Annotated in this window: 20 protein-coding genes; 11 read left to right on the forward strand and 9 right to left on the reverse strand. The window is 34.6% G+C overall.

Features of this window, described 5'->3' with window-relative positions; genetic code table 11:
• On the reverse strand, positions 1–2534 hold a 2534-nt coding region (locus ACP6PM_RS20620), incomplete at its 3' end, for a cobaltochelatase subunit CobN (protein WP_426587906.1).
• 294 nt (positions 2535–2828) lie between these two features.
• On the opposite strand from ACP6PM_RS20620, the gene ACP6PM_RS20625 reads away from it, so the two are divergent.
• A complete protein-coding gene (locus ACP6PM_RS20625; RefSeq protein WP_426587908.1) occupies positions 2829–3323 on the forward strand; it encodes a hypothetical protein in 495 nt (164 codons plus the stop codon).
• Between the two features lie 1153 nt (positions 3324–4476).
• On the opposite strand, the gene ACP6PM_RS20630 is transcribed toward ACP6PM_RS20625, so the two are convergent.
• The gene (locus tag ACP6PM_RS20630; RefSeq protein ID WP_426588006.1) at positions 4477–5673 is read right to left on the reverse strand and encodes a glycoside hydrolase family 10-like protein; all 1197 of its coding nucleotides are present in this window, start codon (positions 5671–5673) and stop codon (positions 4477–4479) included.
• A 208-nt stretch (positions 5674–5881) separates the two neighbouring features.
• On the opposite strand from ACP6PM_RS20630, the gene ACP6PM_RS20635 reads away from it, so the two are divergent.
• The 4 genes from ACP6PM_RS20635 to ACP6PM_RS20650 all read left to right on the forward strand — a co-directional run bounded on the left by ACP6PM_RS20635 (position 5882) and on the right by ACP6PM_RS20650 (position 9357).
• Complete coding sequence (locus ACP6PM_RS20635) at positions 5882–7009, forward strand: DUF262 domain-containing protein (protein WP_426587910.1); 1128 nt, start codon at positions 5882–5884, stop codon at positions 7007–7009.
• On the forward strand, positions 7002–8111 hold the full coding sequence (locus ACP6PM_RS20640; protein WP_426587912.1) for a DUF3696 domain-containing protein: 1110 nt from the start codon (positions 7002–7004) through the stop codon (positions 8109–8111). Before ACP6PM_RS20635 ends, ACP6PM_RS20640 begins: the two co-directional genes overlap by 8 nt.
• A gap of 2 nt (positions 8112–8113) precedes the next feature.
• A complete protein-coding gene (locus ACP6PM_RS20645; RefSeq protein ID WP_426587914.1) occupies positions 8114–8995 on the forward strand; it encodes a hypothetical protein in 882 nt (293 codons plus the stop codon).
• A 152-nt stretch (positions 8996–9147) separates the two neighbouring features.
• On the forward strand, positions 9148–9357 hold the full coding sequence (locus tag ACP6PM_RS20650) for a hypothetical protein (protein ID WP_426587916.1): 210 nt from the start codon (positions 9148–9150) through the stop codon (positions 9355–9357).
• 695 nt (positions 9358–10052) lie between these two features.
• On the opposite strand, the gene ACP6PM_RS20655 is transcribed toward ACP6PM_RS20650, so the two are convergent.
• Positions 10053–11189, reverse strand: coding sequence for a YihY/virulence factor BrkB family protein (locus tag ACP6PM_RS20655; protein ID WP_426587918.1), 1137 nt, complete (start codon positions 11187–11189; stop codon positions 10053–10055).
• A gap of 664 nt (positions 11190–11853) precedes the next feature.
• Here ACP6PM_RS20655 and ACP6PM_RS20660 point away from each other — a divergent pair.
• Together ACP6PM_RS20660 and ACP6PM_RS20665 are read left to right on the forward strand one after the other, a co-directional pair.
• Positions 11854–12084, forward strand: coding sequence for a hypothetical protein (locus ACP6PM_RS20660; RefSeq protein ID WP_426587920.1), 231 nt, complete (start codon positions 11854–11856; stop codon positions 12082–12084).
• Positions 12085–12153: 69 nt separating this feature from the next.
• Positions 12154–12786: a hypothetical protein gene (locus ACP6PM_RS20665; RefSeq protein ID WP_426587922.1), complete on the forward strand. Its 633-nt coding sequence runs from the start codon at positions 12154–12156 to the stop codon at positions 12784–12786.
• A 332-nt stretch (positions 12787–13118) separates the two neighbouring features.
• Here the strand turns inward: ACP6PM_RS20665 and thrC are convergent, their stop codons facing one another.
• Positions 13119–14210, reverse strand: a complete 1092-nt coding sequence (thrC, locus tag ACP6PM_RS20670) for a threonine synthase (protein ID WP_426587924.1) — start codon at positions 14208–14210, stop codon at positions 13119–13121.
• A 1064-nt stretch (positions 14211–15274) separates the two neighbouring features.
• On the opposite strand from thrC, the gene ACP6PM_RS20675 reads away from it, so the two are divergent.
• The 4 genes from ACP6PM_RS20675 to ACP6PM_RS20690 all read left to right on the forward strand — a co-directional run bounded on the left by ACP6PM_RS20675 (position 15275) and on the right by ACP6PM_RS20690 (position 19779).
• Entirely contained in the window at positions 15275–15526 is a 252-nt protein-coding gene (locus tag ACP6PM_RS20675) for a hypothetical protein (RefSeq protein ID WP_426587925.1), read from the forward strand.
• Positions 15527–15838: 312 nt separating this feature from the next.
• Positions 15839–16894 carry a fatty acid desaturase gene (locus ACP6PM_RS20680; RefSeq protein WP_426587927.1) on the forward strand — a complete coding sequence of 352 codons (1056 nt, stop codon included), beginning with the start codon at positions 15839–15841 and terminating at the stop codon, positions 16892–16894.
• 492 nt (positions 16895–17386) lie between these two features.
• Positions 17387–18850, forward strand: a complete 1464-nt coding sequence (locus tag ACP6PM_RS20685; RefSeq protein ID WP_426587929.1) for an AAA family ATPase — start codon at positions 17387–17389, stop codon at positions 18848–18850.
• Positions 18850–19779, forward strand: a complete 930-nt coding sequence (locus ACP6PM_RS20690) for a ParB N-terminal domain-containing protein (RefSeq protein ID WP_426587931.1) — start codon at positions 18850–18852, stop codon at positions 19777–19779. Before ACP6PM_RS20685 ends, ACP6PM_RS20690 begins: the two co-directional genes overlap by 1 nt.
• Before the next feature lie 44 nt (positions 19780–19823).
• On the opposite strand, the gene ACP6PM_RS20695 is transcribed toward ACP6PM_RS20690, so the two are convergent.
• The 5 genes from ACP6PM_RS20695 to ACP6PM_RS20715 all read right to left on the reverse strand — a co-directional run bounded on the left by ACP6PM_RS20695 (position 19824) and on the right by ACP6PM_RS20715 (position 24673).
• Positions 19824–19970, reverse strand: coding sequence for a hypothetical protein (locus tag ACP6PM_RS20695; RefSeq protein WP_426587933.1), 147 nt, complete (start codon positions 19968–19970; stop codon positions 19824–19826).
• A gap of 32 nt (positions 19971–20002) precedes the next feature.
• Positions 20003–20908 carry a PD-(D/E)XK nuclease family protein gene (locus tag ACP6PM_RS20700; RefSeq protein ID WP_426587935.1) on the reverse strand — a complete coding sequence of 302 codons (906 nt, stop codon included), beginning with the start codon at positions 20906–20908 and terminating at the stop codon, positions 20003–20005.
• Between the two features lie 357 nt (positions 20909–21265).
• Positions 21266–23260, reverse strand: a complete 1995-nt coding sequence (locus ACP6PM_RS20705) for an ATP-binding protein (protein ID WP_426587937.1) — start codon at positions 23258–23260, stop codon at positions 21266–21268.
• 186 nt (positions 23261–23446) lie between these two features.
• Positions 23447–24214 (reverse strand): hypothetical protein, encoded by a 768-nt coding sequence (locus tag ACP6PM_RS20710; RefSeq protein ID WP_426587940.1) that lies wholly within the window; start codon positions 24212–24214, stop codon positions 23447–23449.
• A 315-nt stretch (positions 24215–24529) separates the two neighbouring features.
• Positions 24530–24673 carry a hypothetical protein gene (locus tag ACP6PM_RS20715; protein ID WP_426587942.1) on the reverse strand — a complete coding sequence of 48 codons (144 nt, stop codon included), beginning with the start codon at positions 24671–24673 and terminating at the stop codon, positions 24530–24532.
• Positions 24674–25266 lie beyond the last annotated feature (593 nt).

A 25266-nucleotide genomic window follows, 5' to 3' on the forward strand; every position in this document is an offset into this window, starting at 1 on the left:
GAAAATTTCTGCCTATTTTGCTGAGGGAGTGAGAGGAAGTCTGAGGATTTTTCGGAATTGGAAAATTCGGAAGTTACCTCTTCTGTTTCTGTAGAAAATTTCTGCCTATTTTGCTGAGGGAGTGAGAGGAAGTCTGAGGATTTTTCGGCACTGTAAAACTCATAAGTTACATCTTCAAATTCTGAAAAATTAGTAGAATTAATCCGTACATCCGTGGCACAATCTGTGTTTTCTGAGTCTTCTTCTAAAAATGATAAGTCTTTATCTAAACCTTCTTTTTCTATGAGATTAACTATCCGTTCTCGAATGACAGATAATCGAGATGGGTCTAAACTTTGCGCCTCATAATATTCATCAATTAAAGTTTCTAACTCTTGCAAAGCTCCATAAATTTCCGCACGAGTCATAGGTGGAGTTAAATGATCGATAATTACAGCTTGAGACCTCCGTTTAGCTTGAGAACCCTCTCCTGGATCGTTAACAATAAAAGGATAAAAATGTGGCAAAGCACCGAGAGCTATTTCTGGAAAACATTCTTGAGATAAACCGACACTTTTACCAGGCAACCATTCTAAATTTCCATGTTTTCCCACATGAATAATTGCATCTATTTTAAATTTTTCTCTTAACCAATAATAGAAAGCTAAATAATTAGGAGTCGGTTCTAAATCTGGAGCATGATAATTTAAACTGGGGTCGATATCGTAACCCCGCGAAGGTTGAATACCTACAAAAATATTTCCTAGCTGAATGCCTGGAATGGGAAAATTATCTATTTCTTTTACCTCACTATCTTTCTCAAATCCTGAAAAATTACTAGAAACAGATGGTGGAATTATCATCGAATTAATCCCTACATCCATGGCAAAATCTGTGTCATTATCTTTCTCAAATTCTGAAAAATTACTAGAAACAGATGGCGGAATTATCGTCGAATTAATCCCTACATCTGTGGCAAAATCTGTGTCACTATCTTTCTGAAATTCTGAAAAATTACTAGAAACAGATTTGAAAAAAGATGGCGGAATTATCGTCGAATTAATCCCTACATCCGTGGCAAAATTCGTGTCTGCCCTCTTTCCCCACCTCTCAATAATTTTTTCTCGTACAACTTCTGGCAAACTAGAAAAATATGTTTCAAATTCTGCCAAGGATAAAGACTGGAAAATCGGACGTAATTCACGACTTTCCAAATCATTTGTTACTCCAGAAGTCAGACATTTAATTAACTCATCCCCCGTTGCTGGAATATTTTTCAAATAATAACCAGCTTGTTGTAAAGCTTGAAGAATTTCTACACAACTGGCAGGGGTATCTAACCCCACTCCATTAGCAATACGACCGTCACGATTAGGATAATTTGCTAATATTAATGCGATGCGACGTTGAGATGCTGGAGTTTGTCGTAACTTTATCCAATTAGCAGCCAATTCTGCCACAAATTCAATCCTATCTTGAACCGGAAAATAACTAATTACATCTGTTTCTAAATCGGAATTCCAAGTTTTAACCGCTTTAAAAGAAATTGCCCGACTAATAATATTTCCATCTACTTCCGGCAGTGCAATATTCATTGCCACATCCCGTGGCGAAAGACCTTGAAACTGACTTTCCCACTGCTCAAAATTACCACCACTAAAAATTACTTGTAAAACTGGAATGTCTAAATTTTTTCCCTGCCTTAGCAAAGGTGGGTTAGGAGATTTTTCCAGTGCAAATTCTCGATCGTTCACAACAGAGACAGCAAAACTGGTTGTGTTTAACAATAATTGAATTGTTTCAGCATTTTCAGGTTGAAAATATGCCAATATTTCTCTCTGTACTTCTACATCTCTAGGAGAAGAAACAAATACCGGCACAGGTTCTAAATTTTTTTCTATTAAAGCTTGGCAAAGAACATCTATAGGAGCAATATTTCCAGATAGATAATGAGCGCGATAGAACAATATTCCGACTTTTGCCTTTGTGCTTTGCTCTTCTTTTTGCCAAGGATAAATTCCGACTCGTGGCACTGATATAGGTGAGGCAAAATCATAATCTTTTCCCAGACAAATATTAGCGATAAACTTGAGACCATTAACAAAATTATCTACCCCACCTTCTATTAAATATTGCCAGAATTGATTAACTAGAGAAATTGAAACATTAGAATTACTAATTAAATCTGGATCTGGGCGGTCATCTCCAGGAATTACTATTACTTTTGCCCGTTCTTTTTCTACCACTTCTAGCAAGACTTCTAAACCATAAGACCAATAGGAGCGCCCCCCTAAAAGTCGAACAATAATTACTTTTGCCTTGGATAAAATATCATCAGCATAAGTATCAATAGTTAACTGCTGTTGTAAGTGAAGTAAATTAGCAACTCGCACTGGTGGAAAATCTGAAGGTAACTTATTAACTGCTGCTGCTAAAGTTTGAATATCTGTATCTGCCGCAGTTAAAAATATTATCGGTGCGGGAGTTTGTTCGATAAAAATTACCCCCTCTGCTTGAGGGTTCCAACCGCCAGGAGTAGCTGCTATTCGGTGCATATAATTTTATTGTTTAAAAATCCTAATAATTTTATCATAAGCTTACCTTTGAATCCATTAATATCTATATAGCAATCCTAAATAGGTTGCGGGTAATCAAAAAGTAGATAAAAAAACTGAAATCCCCACCTGTTCCCTTTTCCCTTTTCCCTAAAAGCAGTAAGTTTTTTATACACAAATATACAAGGGATTGCTATAGTTATCAATAAATGCTTTTACTCCCGGAATTTTTTCTATGATCGCTGTAGATTAAATGTAATAGCAATTAAATTATTTTTTAAATTAGAGGTAGAAATGATACAAGTAAATTTGACTCCTTGGAGAGTCTTCTCTATAGTATTATCAGCATTTGTTGCAATTATCAGTGGTATGAGTGGTTATCTATTGACAAAATTAAAACTATCTCAAATTCCATCAATACCAATGCAAGTTCAGGAAAGTCATTCTCTAATATCTTTAACAGGTAAAGTTATAGAAAAACCTTGGAGTAAAACTACTGAGTCTTGGATAGCAGGAGATAGTAACTATTATGTCTTAGATGTAGGAGATTTAGAAATAGAAAAACGTTCTGCTGAAGAAGGTGTGATTTTGCGTTTTTCTGAGGCGATCGCTTTTGAAACTTTTGCCGAATATGTTGGAGAAAAAGTGGAAATAAAGGGAGAATATGTTGATAGTAAACCATATCAACCAAAAAGTGCTTACGAGTCTTATCCAATGGGTATGGATGGTAGACCTCTACCTAGAGGAGCAGGATTTAAAGTGTATGAAATTAGGGTGTTAGATGAATAGATATTAGTTGTTTTGTCATAATGAAAAATTCACTACTTCTAGTCTTTTCCTTGCCAAAGTCGGAAAAATTTCTAGCTTTTCGACTCTACTATTTACCTGAGAGGGAAAAATTCACTACTTCTAGTCTTTTCCTTGCCAAATTCGGCAAAATTTCTATCTTTTCGACTCTACTATTTATCTGAGAGGGAAAAATTTGCCACCTTTAGTCTTCCACCTCCCCAAATTCGGAAAAATTTCTAGCTTTTCGACTCTACTATTTATCTGAGAGGGAAAAATTTGCCACCTTTAGTCTTTTCCCTAAAATTTCTATCTTTTCGACTCTACTATTTATCTGAGAGAGAAAAATTTGCCACCTCTAGTCTTTCCCCTCCCTAAAGTCGGAAAAATTTCTATCTTTCCCCCTCTACTATTTACTTGAGAGTTAAAAATTTGCCAACTCCAGTCTTTCCCCTAGCCAAAGTTGGAAAAATTTCTACTTTTCCCCTCTACTATTTATCTGAGAGTCAAAAATTTGCCTCCTTGACTTTTTTCTCTAGGAAGAAGTTAGAGAAAATTTCTATCTTTTCGACTCTAGTGTTTACCTGGGAGGGAAAAATTTGCCACCTCTAGTCTTTCCCCTAGCCAAAGTCGGAAAAATTTCTACCTTTCCCCTCTACTATTTATCTGAGAGTCAAAAATTTGCCAATTCTAGTCTTTCTCCTTGCCAAAGTCGGAAAAATTTCTATCTTTCCCCCTTGCCAAAGGTAGATAAAATTTCTATCTTTTACCTTCTAGTATTTATTTGAGAGTCAAAAATTTGCCACCTCTAGTCTTTCCCTTGCCAAAGTCGGAAAAATTTCTACCTTTTCCCCTCTAGTATTTATCTGAGAGTCAAAAATTTGCCTCTTCTCGTCTTTCTCTAGGAAAAAGTTAGAGAAAATTTCTACCTTTTCGACTCTACTATTTATCTGAGAGGGAAAAAATTTAGCACCTCTGCTCTTTCCTCTTGCCCAAGTCGGAAAAATTTCTATATTTCTCCCTCTACTATTTATCTGAGAGTCAAAAATTTGCCTTCTTGACTTCTTTCTCCAGGAAAAAGTTAGAGAAAATTTCTACCTTTTCAACTCTAGTGTTTATCTGAGAGAGAAAAATTTACGACCTCCATGCTTGTTCCTTATTTCTTTGAGCCAGAGATATTTGGTCTTGAAATCTTTCCCTGAAATGTTTTTTCCAAAGTTTCATTTCTGATATTTTCTGATTCCTTTCCCCACTTCCATAAACTTTCATAGAAAAAGAAAGATACTCCCGCAAAATTTCTCTTCCGCACTGCTTCTACTTGTTCTTCAATTGTTGTTATTGGAGTAGAATTATTTTTCAAACCAGTCAAAATTCCAATGGCAAAAGGAATATTATTTTTAGCTAATTTAACCTCTGTTCGTTCCAACTCATTAATAAAACGTTTAATATCTGGACGATAAACCTGTAAAACAATTTCATCAATCCATTTTTCTGTTTCCCAAGTCAACCAGTCTTGCAAATAAGCAGGTAAAGCAAAGTGCAAAGGATTAGGAGATACGGAAATAATACAGTCTGGTTTTATCGCTTTTATTTCTTCAGAAATCCGCTCCATAAAATTATTAATTTTATCTGCTCGCCAACGCACCCAAAAAGTTTCTTGATAATCATCAGAAGGGGATAAACTAGGAAGTTCTTTTTCATATAATTTAACTGTAAAATCGTCATAACCAAATTCGGCAGGTAAGCCAAAATGATCGTCCAATTGAATTCCATCTATATCGTATTTAGTCACAATTTCTATAACTAAATCTAAGATAAATTGTTGCACTTCTGGATGAAAAGGATTAAGCCAAACTCGCTGATATTTACCTTCCATTTTTATAGTAGTTCCATCCCGACGTTTGCTTAACCAATCAGGATGTAATCTTACTAATTCTGAATCTGCTGGTGCCATGAAACCAAATTCAAACCAAGGAATAATTGTTAAACCTTTTTCATGTGCTTCAGTAATAATTTCTTGTAAAAAGTCTCGCCCTTTTAAACCAGGTGTAGGGTCTAAAGATTTCCCAAATGTTTGTTGAGCTACTTGGCTAGGATAGAGAGTATAACCTCCTTGCCAAACAGTTGGATAGAGTGTGTTGAAGTTGAGATTTGCTAAACGATTTACTGCTGCTTTTGTAGCTGATTCAGAAAATAAAACATTGCTATCAATATTAGTTATCCAAACACCACGAATTTCTGTTTTTTGTGCGGTTTTGCTAATTTGGTTAGAGGCTAATACTAATGTAATTGTGGTGAAAATTGCAATTAGTGTTAGGGCGATGATTCGGTAAATTGATTTTGATTTAACCATGAAATTTTGAGATAGATTAAATTTGTTGATGTTTGAGCGATCGCTCACAACTATAAATTGATAATTGAGCTAAATATAAATAGCTAAAATTAAGGATTAGTATTTGATACTATACTTCTTTTTTACAGTTGTCAATTTCAAATAACAATTATAAATCTGGTTTAATATCGGATGATATAATAAAGATTAAAGCAATAGAGTCAAATTTATGGTCACTCAAAAAAACTCAAATAAATATCAAGAAGAAGAAAATGAGGATGAACAAGCTTATGAAAAGGATGACTTAATTTACGACCCAGAGAAAATTAATTTTATTACTAGAGAACCTACAATTGAACAGTTGGTGAGAAGAATAAATGAAAAAGTTCTTGATTTAGCTCCAGATTTTCAGCGTCATTCTGATATCTGGAAAGATGACGTTAAAAGTAGATTTATTGAATCTATTATTATTAGGATTCCTTTGCCACCTTTTTATATTGATGGTACTAATGAAGACAACTGGTTAGTAATAGATGGATTGCAAAGACTTTCAGCTTTAAAGCAGTTTATTATTAAAAGCGATAATAATTTACGGTTAACAGGTTTAGAATATCTTGGCAATGAACTTGATGGTAAAACATATCAAGAATTACCTCGTAAATATCAACGTCGTATTGAAGAAACTCAAGTTACTGTATATCTAATTGCACCAGGTACACCAGCTAAAGTTAAGTACAATATTTTTAAACGTATTAATACAGGAGGAGAGCGTTTAACTCCTCAAGAAATACGTCATGCTCTTAATCCTGGTAAAGTCCTAAAATTATTGTTAGATCTTTCTAAATCTCTAGAATTTACTAATGTTATTCAACTCGGTGAATCACGAATCAAACGAATGGAGGATCGGGAATTTATAGTAGGTGCTTTAGCAGTCATGCTCACATCTGATTCTTATAAAAATTATGCAAAGTATGGCAGAGAAGAATTTTTAAATAATGCTATGAAAAAAATTAATGATTTATCTGATTCGGATATTCAAAAACTTGAAAATAAGTTCAAAAATGCGATGATTGTTTGTCAAGAAATATTTGGCGACGAAGCTTTCCGTAAACCTAAGAAACAAAGAAAATTTCCAGTTAATAAAGCTTTGTTTGAAACCTGGTCATTTCATATTAGTCAGCTTAATACTAAAGAAACTAAAAAGCTTAAAGCTAGGAAGCAAGACTTAATAGATAAATTTGCTAAATATGTAGATAAAGATAAAGAATTTGCCAAGTCTATCTCTCAAGCTCAAGATAAGATAGAATATCGTTTTGAAACTCTTGAAAAAATTATCCAGGAAGTTCTAAATGATTAGTTCAGTACATCTAAAAAACTTTAAACCTTTTGCCAATCAGCTTTTATCATTTAAACCACTGACTTTGCTATCTGGTCTAAATAGCACAGGCAAATCTTCTATCTTACAAGCATTACTTTTAATGCGTCAATCTTATCAACAAGGACTATTAGAAAATCAAGGTTTAGCACTGAATGGTGAATTAGTTTCTATAGGCACTGCTCAAGATGCACTATTTGAAGGAGCAAAAGAGGATTTTATTAGTTTTGAAATTGTCTGGGAAAATGGCAATCAAGGAATCTGGAATTTCTCCTATGATCGGGAAAAAGATGTTCTAAATCTTGCCTCACCACTTGTGACTTCTGATATTTATAAATCCAGTCTTTTTAATAAAAAATTTCACTATCTACAAGCCGAACGTTTAGGTCCTCGTTTATTTTTAGAAATGTCAGATTTCCAAGTTCAACAACTAGAAAAATTAGGTACAAAAGGAGAATACGCAGCCCATTTTTTATTTGTCAATGAAAATCAAACTCTACCAAATCCTACCTTAAAACATCCACAAGAAGAATCTCTAATTTTAAGAGAGCAAGTTGAAGCTTGGATGGGAGAAATTAGTCCTGGTACACGTCTACAAATAAACCCTAAACAAGATATAGATTTAATCAGTCTTCAATATTATTATGGAGATAGTAATTCTTATCGTTCTACTAATGTTGGATTTGGAATTAGCTATACTTTACCAATTATTGTAGCCATTCTTTCATCCCCTCCAGACAGCTTAATTCTAATAGAAAACCCTGAAGCACATCTTCATCCAAAAGGTCAAGCAAAAATGGGAGAATTATTAGCTCTTGCTGCTATTTGTGGGGTACAAATTGTAGTTGAAACTCATAGCGACCATGTTTTAAATGGAATTAGACTAACAGTTTATAGAGGAAAAATTGACCCTGAAAAAGTTCAATTACACTATTTTGATCGCCGAAAACAGGGAACAGAATTTATTACTAAAGTAATATCCCCACGGATAGATCGGAACGGACGAATAGATAAATGGCCGGAAGGTTTTTTTGATGAGTGGGATAATAGTTTAGAAGCACTTTTGGAACCCAGGGAAGAATAAATATGGATTTAGAAATGGTGTTTAATGAACTTTCTCTAGAGACTCCTGTTGCTGATATTTCCACAGCGCGAAAATTAATGTCAGAGTTAATTAAAACTTTACGTCAAGCAAAAAGTTTAGGTGTAAAACCTATACTTCGGACTCACAATAATATTAACAATATCGAACTTGTTTGTGATTATCCTATAGCAAGTTGGCGCAACGACAAAATAGTAGATTTAGAGGAGCGTAGATTTTTCCGTAGTCTAACTCTAAAAGCTCCTTTTTGTGAGGATGCTCTCCAAGAAATTAAAGATAAATTTGATTTGTCTGAAGTTTGGCATCAAGGAAAATTAGCAGATGGTCTTCGTTTTGCTTTAATTAGTGATTCTCTTGCAGTTAGTTTCTTATCAAAATCCCAATGGGATACAGATTTTTTGGAACTTAAAGTAAGAGAATTAGACGAAAATGAACAGTTAACTGAATACTTGGAAAAAATTGTTCATGCTAGTCGAAGTAGTCATGTAAAACAACACACTGAATGGATTAAAAATCGCATCGAAAATAAATTATTTGATAGGCAAGTTGATGGAGAAATAATATGGAAAAGGAGACAAGAATTTTTTCCGAATTTAATCTTCTGTGAACAAGTAGAGCAACAGTTACAAAACCTCAACACTGGCAACCCAATCTTGCAACAAATAAAAAAACGATTATTGGAATTAGAAAAATACTGTCAAACTTGGCAAACAGGAATTTTTAATCCAAATCTTTTACCAAGCAAAACAACCCCAGAAAGTGACTCAAGAATTCAAAAGCTTAGAGAACAACTAACTATTAAATGTCCTGATGGTAAAAAACGTCTTTTTAGTTGGCATCTACGGATGACTCCTGGTGCTTGGTGACTTTATTTTTCTGAAGAGTTAGGACCTGGAACAATAGTCATTGGTTATATAAATCTTAAGCTAAAATAGTGACAAAATTTGCGATGTAGCAATCCTAAATCTGTAAACCAGTAGAACAAAAATTACAAAACCTCAATACTGGCAACCCAATTTTGCAACAAATAAAAAAACGATTATTGGAATTAGAAAAATACTGTCAAATTTGGCAAACAGGAACTTTTAATCTAAATCTTTTACCAAGCAAAACAACCCCAGAAAGTGACTCAAGAATTCAACAGTTTAGACAACAACTAACTATTAAATGTCCTGATGGTAAAAAACGTCTTTTTAGTTGGCATCTACCGATGAATCCTGGTGCTTGACGACTTTATTTTTCTGAAGACTTAGGACTTGGAAAAATAATCATTGGTTATATAAGTCTTAAGTTACTTAAGCTAAAATAGTGACAATATTTTTGATAGTCAAATTAATATAGATATGAGGTAAAATTCGTGAGCAAAAATTATAACTTTCTCATTCCCCAATTTTCTTACATTTGTGGCATTCTCACTATTATTACTCTGATAGTATGGCTCCTAAGAGGGTGGAAAATTCTCTCATTTTTACCGGGAGGAGTTCTTTTATTTCTAATTTTTATATCCATAACTACTGGTGTAATTAGTCTCTTACAAAGACCACGCTAACTCCAACTTTTGTACCGAAAAATTGACGTTTAAAGTAAGTATTCACCCATTAGCATTCTTCACAAAATGCAGAATGCTGCGCAAAGAGCTTTTGTAAAGAATCAAGCAATTCTAAGATTAGCTGATGACCAATTTTATTTCCTTTCTTTCGGAATGAGGAGCAAACATAACTTTTAATTCTCCCAATAAGACTAATTTCTTCTTTGCTGATAGCTGTTAGCCTAGCTCCTCTGCAAGAGGCTAGCTGACGGCTGAATGCTTACGCTTTAAAGCCTCTCTTTTCAAGGATAAAAAAATAACAAAAGTTTCTCTGAAGCAATCCTCTTCTTTTTAAGCAGAGGTAATTATTAATTGTTAATTATTGAATATATTTCCTAATACTCTTTTTCCCCTTCCATAACTTTGCTTTCTTTTGCCATTGCCTCCCCTACTGTTACATTTAATTGTGCCCCAATTAATACTACCAATGAACTAATATATAACCACAATAATAAAATAATAAAAGTACCAATAGCTCCATAAGTTCGGTTATAGTTGCCAAAATGTAAAACGTATAAACGAAATAAATTAGAAGCTCCTGCCCACATTAATGCTGCAATTATTGCACCAGGCATTATAGGTGTACCTTTCCTTCTAAGACTAGGACCAAAACGATAAACAAAAGCAAAAGCTGTTGATACTATTCCTAAAGTAATCGGCCATCTTAATTGACTCCAAGTTTCCAATAATTGTGACTTCAAAACACAATTATCAACAGGCTCTTCAAATAAACAACTAGCAACTTGATCCGGAGGGCAGTTAGGCAGAGTTTCTAATAAGCAACTTTGCCGAGCAATCATATCTACAATTAAGTCGCTAACTAATACTAAGCCAGAAGCAATAATTAATAGTATTAGAGTCCCAATAGTTAGCCCTAAAGAAACTAATTTTGCTTTCCAAAAAGGTCGTTTTTTCTCAATCGTAACTTGATGAATTTGATCGAGAGCTGCCATCGCAGAACTAAGTACACTAGAAAATATCCAAATCGAACCAATAAAACTGAAAGAGAATATTTCTTTGTTAGGAGAACTCTGAATTTCATCGACAGCCCAGCCAATTAAAAACTGCACTTGATTTGGCAGTATATCTATTAGTAAACCTCCCATTTTTAAAAGGGTTAAACTTAAATATTCAAATAGTCCAATTGCCGCGATTATTGTTAATAAAGCAGGAAATAAAGCGAGCATAGCATTATAAGCCATTTCTGCAGACAAACCTGGTAATCTTTGTTTTGCTGCACAAATAAATACTTCCTTAATAGTCTGGAAATTTAGGTGGAGAATGAACTCAAAAAAGCGAATTATTCGTCTTAGTATATGTTTAATTATCGACTTAAGTATTGCTAATAAAACTCTATACGCACCTTGAGCAATTGGAGTTAATAAATCTAAAAATCGCTGCCTATTTTCGCGATTTAAAACTTCCCGCAATGTTGCAGAATTAAAGTGACGTAAAAAATTCAGAAAGCTCATGGCTTTTAGCTAAAAAGTAATATATATAATTATTCCAGGAAAATTAATTGTATATTTTGTGCTTAACTTAAGTAAGTAGGCAAAATTATTTGGCCTCTACTGATAAAGTATACAAGTATATTTTTACGCTATTCCCTACTCCCTTGCAAATATTAAATTAATTTGGCACAGGTACTTAGTTATTGGTAGTAAAAAATCACTTATAAACTAACTAGAACGTAAACATTCAACTCTTAGCTATCAGTTATCAGCTAGCTAATAGCTGATGACTGTTTGGCAGCATTCCACAGGAAATGCTTACAATACAACTTAAAACTAACAATTCTGAATAGGCAATTTTTGGACTTTTTACCAAGATAAATTACTTTCTTTAAAGCAAAATCACAAAGTAACAGTCTAAAGTTATAACTAGGAATAAATATAGGGGCTTGAAACTCAGATAAAACTAATACCAAATCTGTTATTCAAAGCAGCTTTTTAGTAAACGCCCAAACTCTTTTTGTAAACGCTTTTTACAAAAATCAGAAAGCACTACAAGCTGTAAGCCGGATTTAGTATAAGATATTTATGGTTAAAAATTTTAGTCTTAGCAACGAAGGTATAATCAATTTGGTTGTTGGTAAAGTGTGGGACTCCTTAACCTGAAAAGTGTAACAATTATAGTTTGTATATCAAATATACAGACTTAGTTGAAGTAGACCATATTATAGCTAGGAGTTCAACTCTTGATAGAGACTCAAACGCAAATATTAATCTCGAAAAATATTCAACGACCGATAGCTTGTCGGAAAGTAAAGCCTGTGGAGATTCAAAACCTCTTAACAACAAGTCTGTTGAGGATTCTATGAAACAGGAAGTGAACATTAAACCTATTCAATTACCTTTATTTGAGTAAGTTTGAGTAAATTTCATCAAGCAGAAACATAACCCAATTAAATGGACACTCTATCATCTAAAATATGATATGACTCAGGATATAACCCCATGGTTAAATGAAATCAAAGCTCTTCAACAAAAAATAGTTGAACTACAAACAGAATTAAATGCAGCCCAAGATAGTGCTTCTCAGTGGCGTCAACTCTACAATACCGAAGCTCAACAACGAAGAAATGAAACTCAACAGAGTCAAGAAATTATTGATAACTTAAAGACCAAACTTCAGAAATTACAAAAGGGTTTTTCCTATGTTAAAGGCGATGGAGGTGAAACTTTAACAACTATTGAACAGCAAATCGAACATTTACAAACTTTGGCTGAATTTAAGGCCAAAATTATTGAGACGATCCAAGAACGCGATCGTGCTGTTGAACAAGTCCAAAAGTTAACTATAGCCCTTAAACAAGAGCAAACTAATCATGCAGATACTCGTAAAAGTTTAACAAATGCTTTAGCAGATGCAGTGGATATTCTGGCCAAAGCAAAAGTAACCAAACAAGAAAAATTGGAGAATATTCCCGATAGTCAGCCAAAAACAGAAACTAATAATCAAAATCAAAATCAAACTCAAATCCAACTACAGGAGAGAAAATCTCCCAATACTCCCCACTTACCAGGCAACGAAACACCATTACCTCGCTTGCCCAGTAGTAGAGATTAGGGAGAAAAGCCCAAAGTTGACATCTTCCCCGGACTAAAGGCACCGGCATTCTTACTGAGCCTAAACTCTTCGGTGGGTTGACGTTTCACCGGCTGCTGCTAGCTTGACGCTAGTCTTACCCTTGCCTCCGTGTCCGTTTATCGTCTCGGACTGCCCGCCCGCAACTAATTCAAACCACGTCGTTAATGGCGAATATCCATAAAATAATAACATATGTATTCAGAAAAAACAACTAAAAAGTCGCCCTAGAAGGGCGAGGCTTTAAACCCAATTTTTTGGTAAATTCAAAAATATTGTCCTTCTTACTTCTTTCCTCTTCCTTATTCTTTCCTTTAAAATCCCATAACTTCAGCAACTGCCTCTATACTCGGTTCTATACCTTGCTTAAACTGATTGTTGCTATGTTTAATTGCTACGTCTGGGTCTTTGAGACCATGACCAGTAAGTACACAAACTATCTTTGCTCCTGTGGGAACTTGGTCTTTAACTTTCAATAAACCAGCAACAGAAGCAGCACTAGCCGGTTCACAAAAAATTCCTTCATTAGAAGCCAATAAACGATAAGCTTCTAATATTTCCTCATCAGTAACAGCAGTAAAACTTCCCTGACTAGCTTGTTGAGCAGCTATAGCTTTTTCCCAACTGGCAGGGTTGCCAATCCTAATAGCACTGGCCACTGTCTCCGGCTGGGCTATAGGATTACCTTGGACAATAGGTGCTGCCCCTGCAGCCTGAAAGCCCATCATTTTTGGCAGGCGATCGCATTTTCCGGTTTTATGGTATTGACAAAAACCCATCCAATATGCTGTAATATTTCCGGCATTTCCCACAGGAATACACAACCAATCTGGGGCATCGCCTAAAGTATCCACTATCTCAAAAGCACCAGTTTTTTGACCTTCGAGACGATAGGGATTAACTGAGTTGACCAAAGTCACTGGATATTTATTGGCCACTTCTCGCACTATTTCTAAGGCTTGGTCAAAATTACCTTTAATTGCCAAAACTTGAGCCCCATATAACAAAGCTTGGGCTAACTTTCCTAAAGCAATATTACCATCAGGGATTAAAACAAAAGCTTGCATCCCACCTCGTCTAGCGTAAGCTGCAGCGGAAGCCGAGGTATTACCCGTACTGGCACAGATTACTGCTTTTGCACCTGCCTCTTTGGCCTTAGATATGGCTAAAGTCATGCCCCTATCTTTGAAACTACCCGTGGGGTTGAGGCCATCATATTTAACAAATACTTCTACCTGTCTGCCTACCTGATGGGCGATCGCTGGCACAGGAATCAGAGGAGTATTACCTTCTTGCAATGTTACCACAGGAGTTTTTTCTGTCACAGGTAGATAAGATTTATAAGCCTCGATCAAACCAGGCCAGCCTTGTAATTTTGACTGATAAGGGGGCAATGTTAAGGTCATCTTTAAGTTTTGAAGTTTTGAATTGTTTAATTTAACTAATATCCGGACTAAAGTCACGGGGATTCTAAGCTGACACTTCGCAACGGGATAAATCAGCCTTAGGACTTTTTTCTTGGCTGACCAGATCTATAATTCTCTGGGGAAGAGTCAAAGTACCCCTACACACTCAAACCTACTAACAATAGTTATAGGCATTGTGTTTACTCTATAAATATAGATTTGATGACAATTTATTGCTCTTTTACGATTTTCAATATATTTCACCAGTTGGGCATACTCTCCAAGCTACTATTATTTGCATTGATTAGGCAATGATCAAGACGGCTGAGTTACTTGACAGTAGTTTCGCCCCTACTAGCTTGCTTGACCATATAGTTAATACTTTTAATCGTAGCAATTTCATTTTTTGTACATTTTGGTATTATATCACAAAAAGTAATTACTTTAATTATTAATTAAAATCAGGTGGAATGAGAATTAAATAAAGTACAGAACTTTTTTTCATAACTCATACGGTATGGAACTTAGGCAATTTAACTTATGTAGATAATAAAATTCTCATTCCTGCTGATTTTTAGCCCCGGTTTAAAAACATTTTGCTCTCAAGCTTGTTTTTGATAAACTTTAAGTTTTTCTGAGGTTTTGCCTAAGCTATATTTAGCCTAAGCTATAATATAATCTTAATCGAACAAATATTAAGACAGCCAGAATAGTTAATATTGGTGGGTTACTACGGACAATTTCCATCTAGGATGAGCAACTGTCGTTCTTCGGGCCTTTTTATGTCGGCTACAGGCGAAACTAACCCCAAACAAGAATTTAATTTTGACTTAATCAAGGGTTTCTCAATAACTTTTTGGTCAATGGCTGGTTAAGGATAAACACTTAATCAAAGTTATAGTTAGAAACTATACTAAAACCTTACTTACTTAATCTTATAATTATTTATTATTGGTTAACTTACCCCAAGCCCTAATTTTGAATGTTAAGTATTGATTCAATAAGGTTAAATAGCTTAATTTGTTGTAATGTATCTTAAAGAAAAACAATTTAAGTGAGTATATATGGCTAGTAAATTAATGATTTCTGACAGCACATCTAGTTTGTCCAAAGCTTCTAGTTCTTTAAACGCTGGTCCAAGGGTAAATGGTTCAGGAAAATCAACCAATCAAACCCATTCCTTAGAAAAGATGAAGTCCTTGTATCAAACAGATCAACAAGTTAAGTTGCTTCATCTTGAGGCAGAAATAGAAACTCTCTTATTAGAATTACGAACTATTAGAGAACGAAACTTAGTCTCACAGGTTGAAAAATAAGTCAATCAAGAAAAATTGTGAATATGATTGTAGCTACACTTGAGCAACAAAAAAGAAGTAGCAAAAGCAACAAAATTAATTAATTTACCTGGATAGTGACAAGATTATGATATAAAAAGAAAGGTTTTGCTACATACAGCATTGTTTTGAACACAATTCACTAACATTTACTGAATGCTATTAGTTCCGAGCATTAGCTGTAAAAATTTTTCAGTGGTCAAAACCGCCAGCAAAATTTTGGGCTGGCGTTTTTTTTCGGAATTATAAATCTACTGCATAACCATCAAAAAAAACGGGGAATTTAAACAATTTATGACTGTATCAATTGCAGAATCTGCTCATGGAAATTCTAATTGTAAAAACGAGCAACTACAGCTAAAAGATATTGTGAAAACTCTACCTCGCGAAGTTTTCATTAAAGATAAATGGAAAACATGGACAATGGTGGCAACCAATATATTTATGGTTGTTTTAGGTTATTGGGGACTAACAATTACACCTTGGTTTTTATTACCCCTAGTCTGGGTTTTCACTGGCACTGCATTAACAGGGTTTTTTGTTATTGGCCATGACTGCGGTCATCGCTCCTTTGCTAACCGTCGCTGGGTCAACGATCTAGTTGGTCACTTAGCGTTTTTGCCCTTAATTTACCCATTTCATGGCTGGCGAATAGGCCATAATCATCACCACAAACATACGAATAAGATGGGCGAAGACAATGCTTGGCAACCATGGTATCCAGAAGATTTCGAGGTTGCTGGTAACTTTATGCAGACAGTGTATAGGGTTATGCGTGGCAGACTTTGGTGGTTAGCTTCTATTGCTCACTGGGCACTTGTGCATTTTGACTGGAGAAAATTTGAGGGTAAGGATAGGGAAGATGTAAAGTTTTCTGCATTGGTAGTTTTCGGGTTTAGCGCGATCGCCTTTCCTTTGTTAATAGCTACAGTTGGTCTGTGGGGTCTAATCAAGTTTTGGTTAATGCCCTGGTTAGTTTACCACTTTTGGATGAGTACATTTACGATTGTTCACCACACAGTACCAGAAATTCCCTTTACTCCTGCCGAAGAGTGGAATGAAGCAGAGGCTCAATTATTTGGTACAGTACATTGTGATTATCCCCGTTGGGTAGAGTTTCTTTGCCATGATATTAATGTGCATATTCCCCATCATGTCTCAACAGGAATTCCTTCATATAATTTGAGGCAAGCACATCAATTTTTGAAGGATAAATGGGGAGATAAACTTTATCAAACTAAGTTTTCTTGGTCTTTAATGAAAGAGATAACAGATAAGTGTCATTTATACGATCGGGAAAAGTTTTATCTAACTTTTAAAGAATATGATGCTCAGAAAGTTTCCCAATAATTTAAGTTAGGAAAGCGGTCAGCTATCAGCTATCAGCTATCAGCTATCAGCTTCTCAAGACTAAGTTTTACCTAAGTTTTAAAGAATATGATGCTCAGAAAGTTTCTCTGTAATTTAAGTTAGGAAAGCGGTCAGTTATTAGCTATTAGCTATCAGCTGCTCAAGGTTTTTAAGAGGGATTCAAACCCCATTAACACATACCACTAATTTTTCATTTATCAATTTTTATATAATCCGGCATTTTGACCGGATTTTTTTTATAGGGTATCTTGATACTCAACGGAAGCAAGATGCTCCTACTCATAAAAATAACCCTAAGCAAAATAAAATTAATTGATAATACAACTTTCATAAATTGATATAAAACTGTAAAAATACTGAAAAAAAAGTAATACAACTGAATCAAATTGTCAATATTGACATCAATTAACTCCTTGGATAGGATCGGATTAATTAATCAAGGAAAAAATTCAAAATTAAGGAATAATAACCTTGAGTTTTAATCCAGATTTATGTCGTAACGAAAGCGAAGTAGAAAGCAAACTAATTGTTAGTTATCTACTGCCGAAATTAGGATACACTATCGAACATTGGCATCAAGAAGTAACTTTAGGTAGTATCCGTTTAGACTTTTTATCATTTGCTGCCCAGAAGTTACCTTTTCGTTTAGATGGAGATTCTCCATTGAGTTTAGTTATGGAGGCAAAACATCCCAGAGAAAATTTAGACCGCCATCAACGAAAACTGAGGCGTTATTTAACAAGTATGAATGTAAAATATGGCTTGTTAACTAATGCTAAAGAAATTAGGATTTATCAAAGAGTAAAAAATAATATTGAGTTAATTTTTAGTTGTTATGGGCATGAAGTTGATGACAAAATAGAAGAAATTAAAAAATTAGTAGGTCGAGACTCTTTGCGTCAAAAAAGTAGTTCTAATAGACCAGAAACTCCGGTAGAAAAAGTAGGGGTAAGTCAGGCGATAGCTCCTCAATCTGAGACAAAAGAAATTGTTAGCAATACACCAGAAAATCAGCCGAAGTTAGTAAATATTGAAACAGATTATAATCAAATTAATCAAAGTAGGATAAATTCTATGAAAGTAATTGCTGTCTATCACAATAAAGGCGGAGTTGGAAAGACTACAACAGTGATTAATTTAGCTGCTGCCTTGAGTAAAAGAGGTTATCAAGTTTTAGTTATCGACTTAGATAGTCAGGCAAATACAACTTTTGCTACAGGTCTAATTAAATTTAATGATGAGCAATTTGATGATATAAAAGATTCAAATATTTATCATGTTTTGAGATATGATGAATCTTCTAGTATTCCAGAAGTAGCTAGAGTCTCTAGATTTAACGATCCTGAAGTTCATGTGATTCCTTCTCACATAAGTTTAATGCGAGCAGAAACTGAATTTAATAACCTTAGAAGTAGTTTAACTTCACTAATAAAAAAACTGAAACCAGTAGAAGGAAAATATGATGTTGTTCTTATTGATACGCCACCATCTTTCAATTTGTATGCGTTTATTCCTCTAGTTAGTGCTAACTATTTAATTATTCCTTCAGACTTAAAACCATTTGCCAATCAAGGTTTATCAAATGTTAAAAATTATCTTCACGAAGAGATTAATAGTTTTAGAAAAATGATGAATAAACCAGACATAGAAATATTAGGTGTACTGCCTTGTAAAATTAACCCTAATAATAGATTTGTAAAATATACATTACCAAAACAAATTCAAGCAGTTTCCCAGCGTTACGAGCTTAATGTCATGGAAACAGTTATATTTCAAAGAGAAGAACTTGCTAGATGTATTGATAAAACTCGCGAAGTTGGAGACTTGTTAATACCTGAACCTAGCTCTATATTTGACTATGCACCAGATTCCTCTTCTTGCCAAGAATTTGAGTCATTAGCAAACGAAGTATTAAATAAAATTGGACTACAATAATGTTATTATCTCCAGAATTTGTACTTGTCAAAGAAATTACTTCTAATGTGCCTCGTTCTGAATTTTCAGAGTCAGATTTAGAACAAGCTGCTCGGTTAATTTTAAAAGCTGAAGGTATAATTAAACCTCTAGTTGTGCGTACTATTGGTTGGGAATCTTACGAAGTAGTTGACGGACATTTTGAGTATTATGCAGCAGTTAGAGCAAAAGAAATAAATCCTCGTGATGGGGAAAGAATAGGAGCATTTATCATTGAAGGTGATAAGGCAAAGGTGTTAGAAGAACAGGTGGAAATGCTCAGAAATATTTCTCCTGTATCTGAAGAACTTACAATTCAAGAAGAAGGTACAATAAATTTAAATGATTTAGCTAAGTTGCTCGATAAAAAATTGCAACCAATAACAACAAAGTTAGATCGACTAAATACATCATCTCCTACTGATTCTCAATCTAAAAAAAATAATATCATAGAGGAAAAGCTGGAGAATATCGAAAGTAAAGTTGACCAGTTAGTACCCAAAACAAATATCGTAGAAATTGAGGAAATTCTGAACAACCAATTAGAAGTTATACGTCAAAAAATTAGTAGTCTATCTAAGCAAGAAGCTTTATCTCTATTAGCAAAAACTCAAACAGCTTTAAATAGACAACTAAAAGCTATCGATCGTGAATCTAATCAACTACAAAGAGTCAACTTATTAACAGTAGAAACAGAAGCGGAAATTAAACAAGCGCTCAAGCGAGTTTTTAACTCGACAACAGGGGGAACTGAGGCATGGAAAGCAATCAAATATTGGCGAAAACCAGGTAAAAAACTGACATGGGAAAATTTAGAAAAATCAGCAAAAAAAGGTCATCAAGATAAAATACAAAGATTTTCAGATGGTATTTACAAAAAATTAAAACAGATCGGCAATATACCTGATTAATTGTGAAAAAATAATTGTTAATTATTTATTAATCAGCTTTTCTTTTAATATCTGGCGATCGCATCCCCACCCCAAAAATACCAAATATCTGTAGGTTGAGTTGAGATAACGTAGCTTGCTTTCCGTAAGGGTAACCCAACTTCTACCAAGATTATATTTTGAATCGATCCTAACGATAAGTTGGGTTTCACTTCGTTCTACCCAACCTACTTTTTATCACCCTTTACCCACCCCCATCAAAAAAACTCTGACACTTTTCCCTCTGAGGACAAATATCACACAAATACTCTTTCTCCGTCCGTGGAGGTGGGTTAGGTTGAAACTCCTCCCATCTCAACCACTCCCGCATCTCCTCTAACTTACTAGGAACTAAACTCTCCACCACACTCTCCAACTTTTCCCATGAGTAATGATACTCTCCCAACTCAGGGAAAACCCAATAAACAACAGCATCAACAGGCACTTTTTTCTTTTGCTTCAGCAAAAAACTATAGAGAGCAACCCCTATTAACTGAGACGATACTTCTACAGTTTCATAAGTTTGATAATGAACCACACACAAGCGACGAGACTCAAAATCAAAAATTAAATTATTAACTTTTCCCGTCAACTTTTGAGTCTTACCATTTGGTATTTTAAAAGTATAATCTACTGGTATTTCTCCCGTAATTAATGTGCGGCGTAGTACAACACTTTCATGGCAGTAACGCCGATTTTTAACAATGATTTCAGATATATTAAAAATCAGCCTAGTTAATACTTGCCAAACTTGATACAATGCCGTTGCTAAACTAGCATCTTTTGTAATTATTGTTTCTAAATAAGGAAAGAAAATCAACTCATAAAATAATTGTTGTATTTGATTAGCGATCGCCTCTACCACCAACTCCTCAAATTGTCCTGCAAACAAAACTTGAATTCTAGATTCTTGCCGAATCATATTCATCAACTGATTAGCTAAATCAACAAAAGCATTATCAATTTCCTGAATATAATCCTTTGACAAAAACAGATACTCGCCTCCAAAACGCTGTTTCAAATAAAACAAACGGGGACAACTAAAAGCAACTTTAACATCATTAATACTAAATGGCGGAGATTGTAATTGAGGTTTATTACTTATTGGCATTGACAGACTATTTTGATTTTTCTGTTTTTTCAAGCAATTAACGTAACTATAGCTTTAAGCATTCAGCTCAAGTCAAAACTATTGGTTGTAAAGGATTTAAGTTTTTAATGTCCTAACACTTAGCAATTCTTATGAATTATCAGTTTGATCGACTCTAGATTAATTCTAATTAATCATTTAATCATCAATTAAACATTCCTTATTAAAGAAGCGGTCAGAACTCAGTAGGAGCATTTTTTTTGACGTTTACAAGGAGATTTTAACCCAAGCGAAAAAAAACTGTTAACATAGTTACGATCCAGGAGACTAGCTATTTGCGGAGCATTCCGTCAGGAAATGCTAAAAGCTGATAGCTAGTTAACCAGGAACAAAACAAACTAATTGTTCATCTAATTTTGATGTAGGAGCGATAATTTTTATTTTCTGTTCTCCCTCAAGCTCTTGAATTATTATATCAATTTTTGATTGTTCTAATTTGACAAATTGATGCAGTGTATTTTCAATTATGCTGTTCCGTTCCATAAAACTTTTTTTTCTAATTAAATTTAAGACAAAATCCTTAATTTCATCTAAATCTGGCTCATTTTGCTGTTCTTGAGTATCTACAGGAACAACTACAGACAAATCTTGTAATAAGCTACAGTTATTTAAAATTTGTGAATCACAAATTATCTCTTCTAACTCTTTTAGACCAATAATCTCACCTTCAATCACTAATTCATTAGCGAGGGCTGCATTCACCAAACTATGATATGCAGCCAAAAAATACACCGATTCCAAATTAGGTTTAATATGAATATTTTTTAACCTACCTTTAAAAATTTTTCTATATATTCTATTGCTAAGATTTTTAGCATTTCCCACCTCAGCAGCTCTCAGTAAATATAAAGTTTGACACAATTTTTTATCCACTACTTTCTGACAAGCATTCATAGTATTGTAAAAGCTATTCATATTTGGAGCTTCCGTCCAAACCAAACCAATAATTTGTTCTCGATCTTGTTGTTTATAACTCAAAGAATAGCTAGCGTACTTCCCACTTAATAATTTAGTTTTTACTTCCTGACATTGTAAAGCATTTAATACCTCTTGTAACATCCGAATCAATTCTGGTGCTGCCAAATCAGTAATCTTGGTAATTTTTTTCTGAGTCTTGTTGTACTTATCTTGCCAAATCAACTTAAAAGTTGCCAATTGTGTCTCTGGTATTAAATCTTGACTATTCTGTGTCTGATTCAATAATTTGATTTTGTACTGCTCATATTCCTTACGTCCCAACTCTAATATATTCCGAGGTAGAGTTTTTCCCCTGGGAAACTTCTGTTCTAATATTTCTTTTGATAAAGGAAATATAGCTGATTTAGGCTTTGGTTTTGCCAGGGAATGCAAAGGATTTAAACGAGCAGCTAATATAGCTTCACCCTGTTCTAAAGTAATTGGTTTTAAATGGAAATATCCCGCATTGACTCTAGCTTTATCTGCTGGTTGAATCAATGCAGCATTTTGTTTCCAGGTACTCGTAATAATACTAATAATTATCAGAAAATTTTGTGGATAGTGAGTATGAATACTAGAATTAACATTAAATAATGCTTGTAAATCTAAGGTTCCATTTAACAAGCGAGGAATATTATCAAGATTATCAAAACATAAAACAATAGGTTGAGATGCAGCCGAAATAACTCCCAAATTAGTCATAATTTTTTGGGCAGAATCTTCAGAATCTATGCTACTTTTAATGCCCAAAGATTTTAAATCACCTTCATCCAAATCATCCCCCCGTAACCACTCACAGGCAACAGCGCGATACTTAGGATCTAGTAAATGATAAAGGGCACTGAAAAAATCATTAGGATTATAAATCCCTGAAGGGTAAATTACCTTAAGATTTCTAATGAATACTCTTCTTTCACCAATAATTTTTTGGAGCAAACTACTATTTTGGAAAGCTAATAGACCTTTAAGCCATAGTAACAACTGAGAATCTGTTTTACCCTCCGGAGTCTTCATCAGACAGTCAACAGTTTGGCGCAAAATATGTCGCCAAATATAATCGCTATCAGGCCAAGGATCGATATAGACAAAAAAAGCTTTAGTGTTGAATAATTTTTTGATTCTCCCTAAAAGGTAACTTTTACCAGAACCAGAGTCACCCGTAAGTATCAAAGTACGGGGATGATGTTCCTGAGCAACCTGCTCCAGTAACGCTTCTATGTCAGTGATAATATTTTGATGGATAGAATCAACATTCAGGCTAGGATTTTGTTGCTCTTGCCAAAAATTAATGGTATAAAGAGTTACGGGATCGAAAGGATTAAGTTCTCTTTGAATAATCTGATCTATAGATGGCATACTATAAACTGGATAATATTTTGGGAAATGGATAGAGAATTACGATAGCAGATATAGCGCTACGCGCAAGTCAAAAGTTAAAAATCAAAAGTTAAAAGTAATCTCCCTCGTGAGTTTTTGGTGCCAAAATACTCTGCAAAGTAGATTTACCAATGTCCGCGCCCTAAATGGGTAGTGCTGGAAAACTTAGTAGAGAATTATGAAAAACAAACGTCCGCCAATATCTTGAGTGATACCTGCTTCAATTTGTTCTGGTGTGTAGGATCTTACCTCCTGTAGGGAACTTAATTCTATCTGGTCACTTCTTTCTAAACGATAGAGTGCTCGATCTAGTTCTGTTCGAGATAAAGGAGGTTGTAGCTTTTCTCGTAGATGAAAAATCGGTAAGTAGTTATCTGTACCTAGGTTATGGTCTAAATCTCGAATCACAGCTAAAATCTCAGAGTCAGTGGGTTTATTATCCGACACCCTCGAAGATATCTTTTTTTCCTGCTTAGGGTAGTCAGGAGAAATGTTTGTACGCATTAACTGGAGGTAATCACTTAACATTTTTAACGAAATTTCTTTTGCTGTACTGCGGGATGAATATTCTTGGCACAAAAATTGTTTTCCTTTTTCTGTTAGCCAAACTTCTTTGATTTTTTGAGCAACAATTTCAATCAAACCTTGGTCTATCAAATCTTTAATCACAGCTTGTCTATAGATAGCAGCTATACCAGTCTCCCCCGGAGCAATAGCACCCCTAGCAGTTGCCTTGAGCAATTTCAATTCTTCCTCAGTCAGTGAACTGGCAGCTTTTTTACTATCTAGGAGTAATTTTCCCCGGGGTGCTATATTAATTTTTGTAACCTCCTTTGTGAATTTTACGAACCCTCGATCGCAAAGTCGGTAACAGATTTCATCCCGTTCAGAAACCTTCATTTCTGGCTCTGGCTGGATTTTACTAATAGACACTTGATAGTTTTTGTAGCCTAATAATTTTAAAAGAAACTTAAGATATTTAATATTCATGTGATCGTCCGTTCCCTACTTGCAAAAATCAGCCAATTAATATTATTATTAATCAAATAGGTAAACCTTGACTATTTTGTGTAAAAAAGTTACAAAATAACTTCAGGCAATTTAATTTAATGGAGTTATGCGATCGCACCCTGACATGGCCAGAAAAAAATCTGCCATCAACCCACTCAGATCAAAACGATTGAGTCTGAATTCTATTCCTAAAGCTTTCTTCCAGGTAATGCCTAATCAAGTTGTAGGATTAGAGCATTAAACCCTGATTTGAATGCAAGTATGAATTTGAGAGATGCGGTAGGCTTGACCATTGATGCCTGTGGAATTCCTGCTGCCGACTAGGGGAGTCGTCGGATTGGCGACGTATCCGGTAGAAGCAGGTAAACATTGAAATGTCATAACCAGTGACCTTTTATGTCAGTTTGATCGAGCAGCAATAACTTCAACATAAGTTAGTAAGTGTTTACCTAATTCATAGCAAACAGTCAATTGCTACTAAGATTATAATTTGGTAAGTCTATGATCATAAAAAATCTGTAAGTGGGAAACTAGCCAGTTTTAAAGGCTGGAGAGAAAAGACAAGGACGGGTTTTAACCCATAGTCAAATGTGTTATAATCAAGGCACAAAGACACAGTTACCTCTGAATCATGGTGAGAGCATCGTTAATCTAATGGAGTTTTCAGTTAAATGGTAGTTAACCGAAAAGGTGGCTCGGTGTATAATTACCCTCTGTTCCCAACCGTTAGACAGCACGTTGTACCTCAGAACAAGTGAATCATACTTACAAGTAGCCTCAATGGTCTTTTGACTTGAGAGAATAGTGGCAATTGACACCGCCTAGTGAGCTGAATAGTTTATACGTATAATGGCAATTTGGCCGTTTTGCCTGGGGGCAGACTTCATAAACGAGTAATTTGGAAATCGTGGTGTTAAACCGATTTACAGCTCATCTGAAGACTTTACGGGTTAAAACCGTGTGAAGTCTCAAAG

The organism is Dapis brunnea BLCC-M229, assembly GCF_050015995.1.
GTDB lineage: Bacteria > Cyanobacteriota > Cyanobacteriia > Cyanobacteriales > Microcoleaceae > Trichodesmium.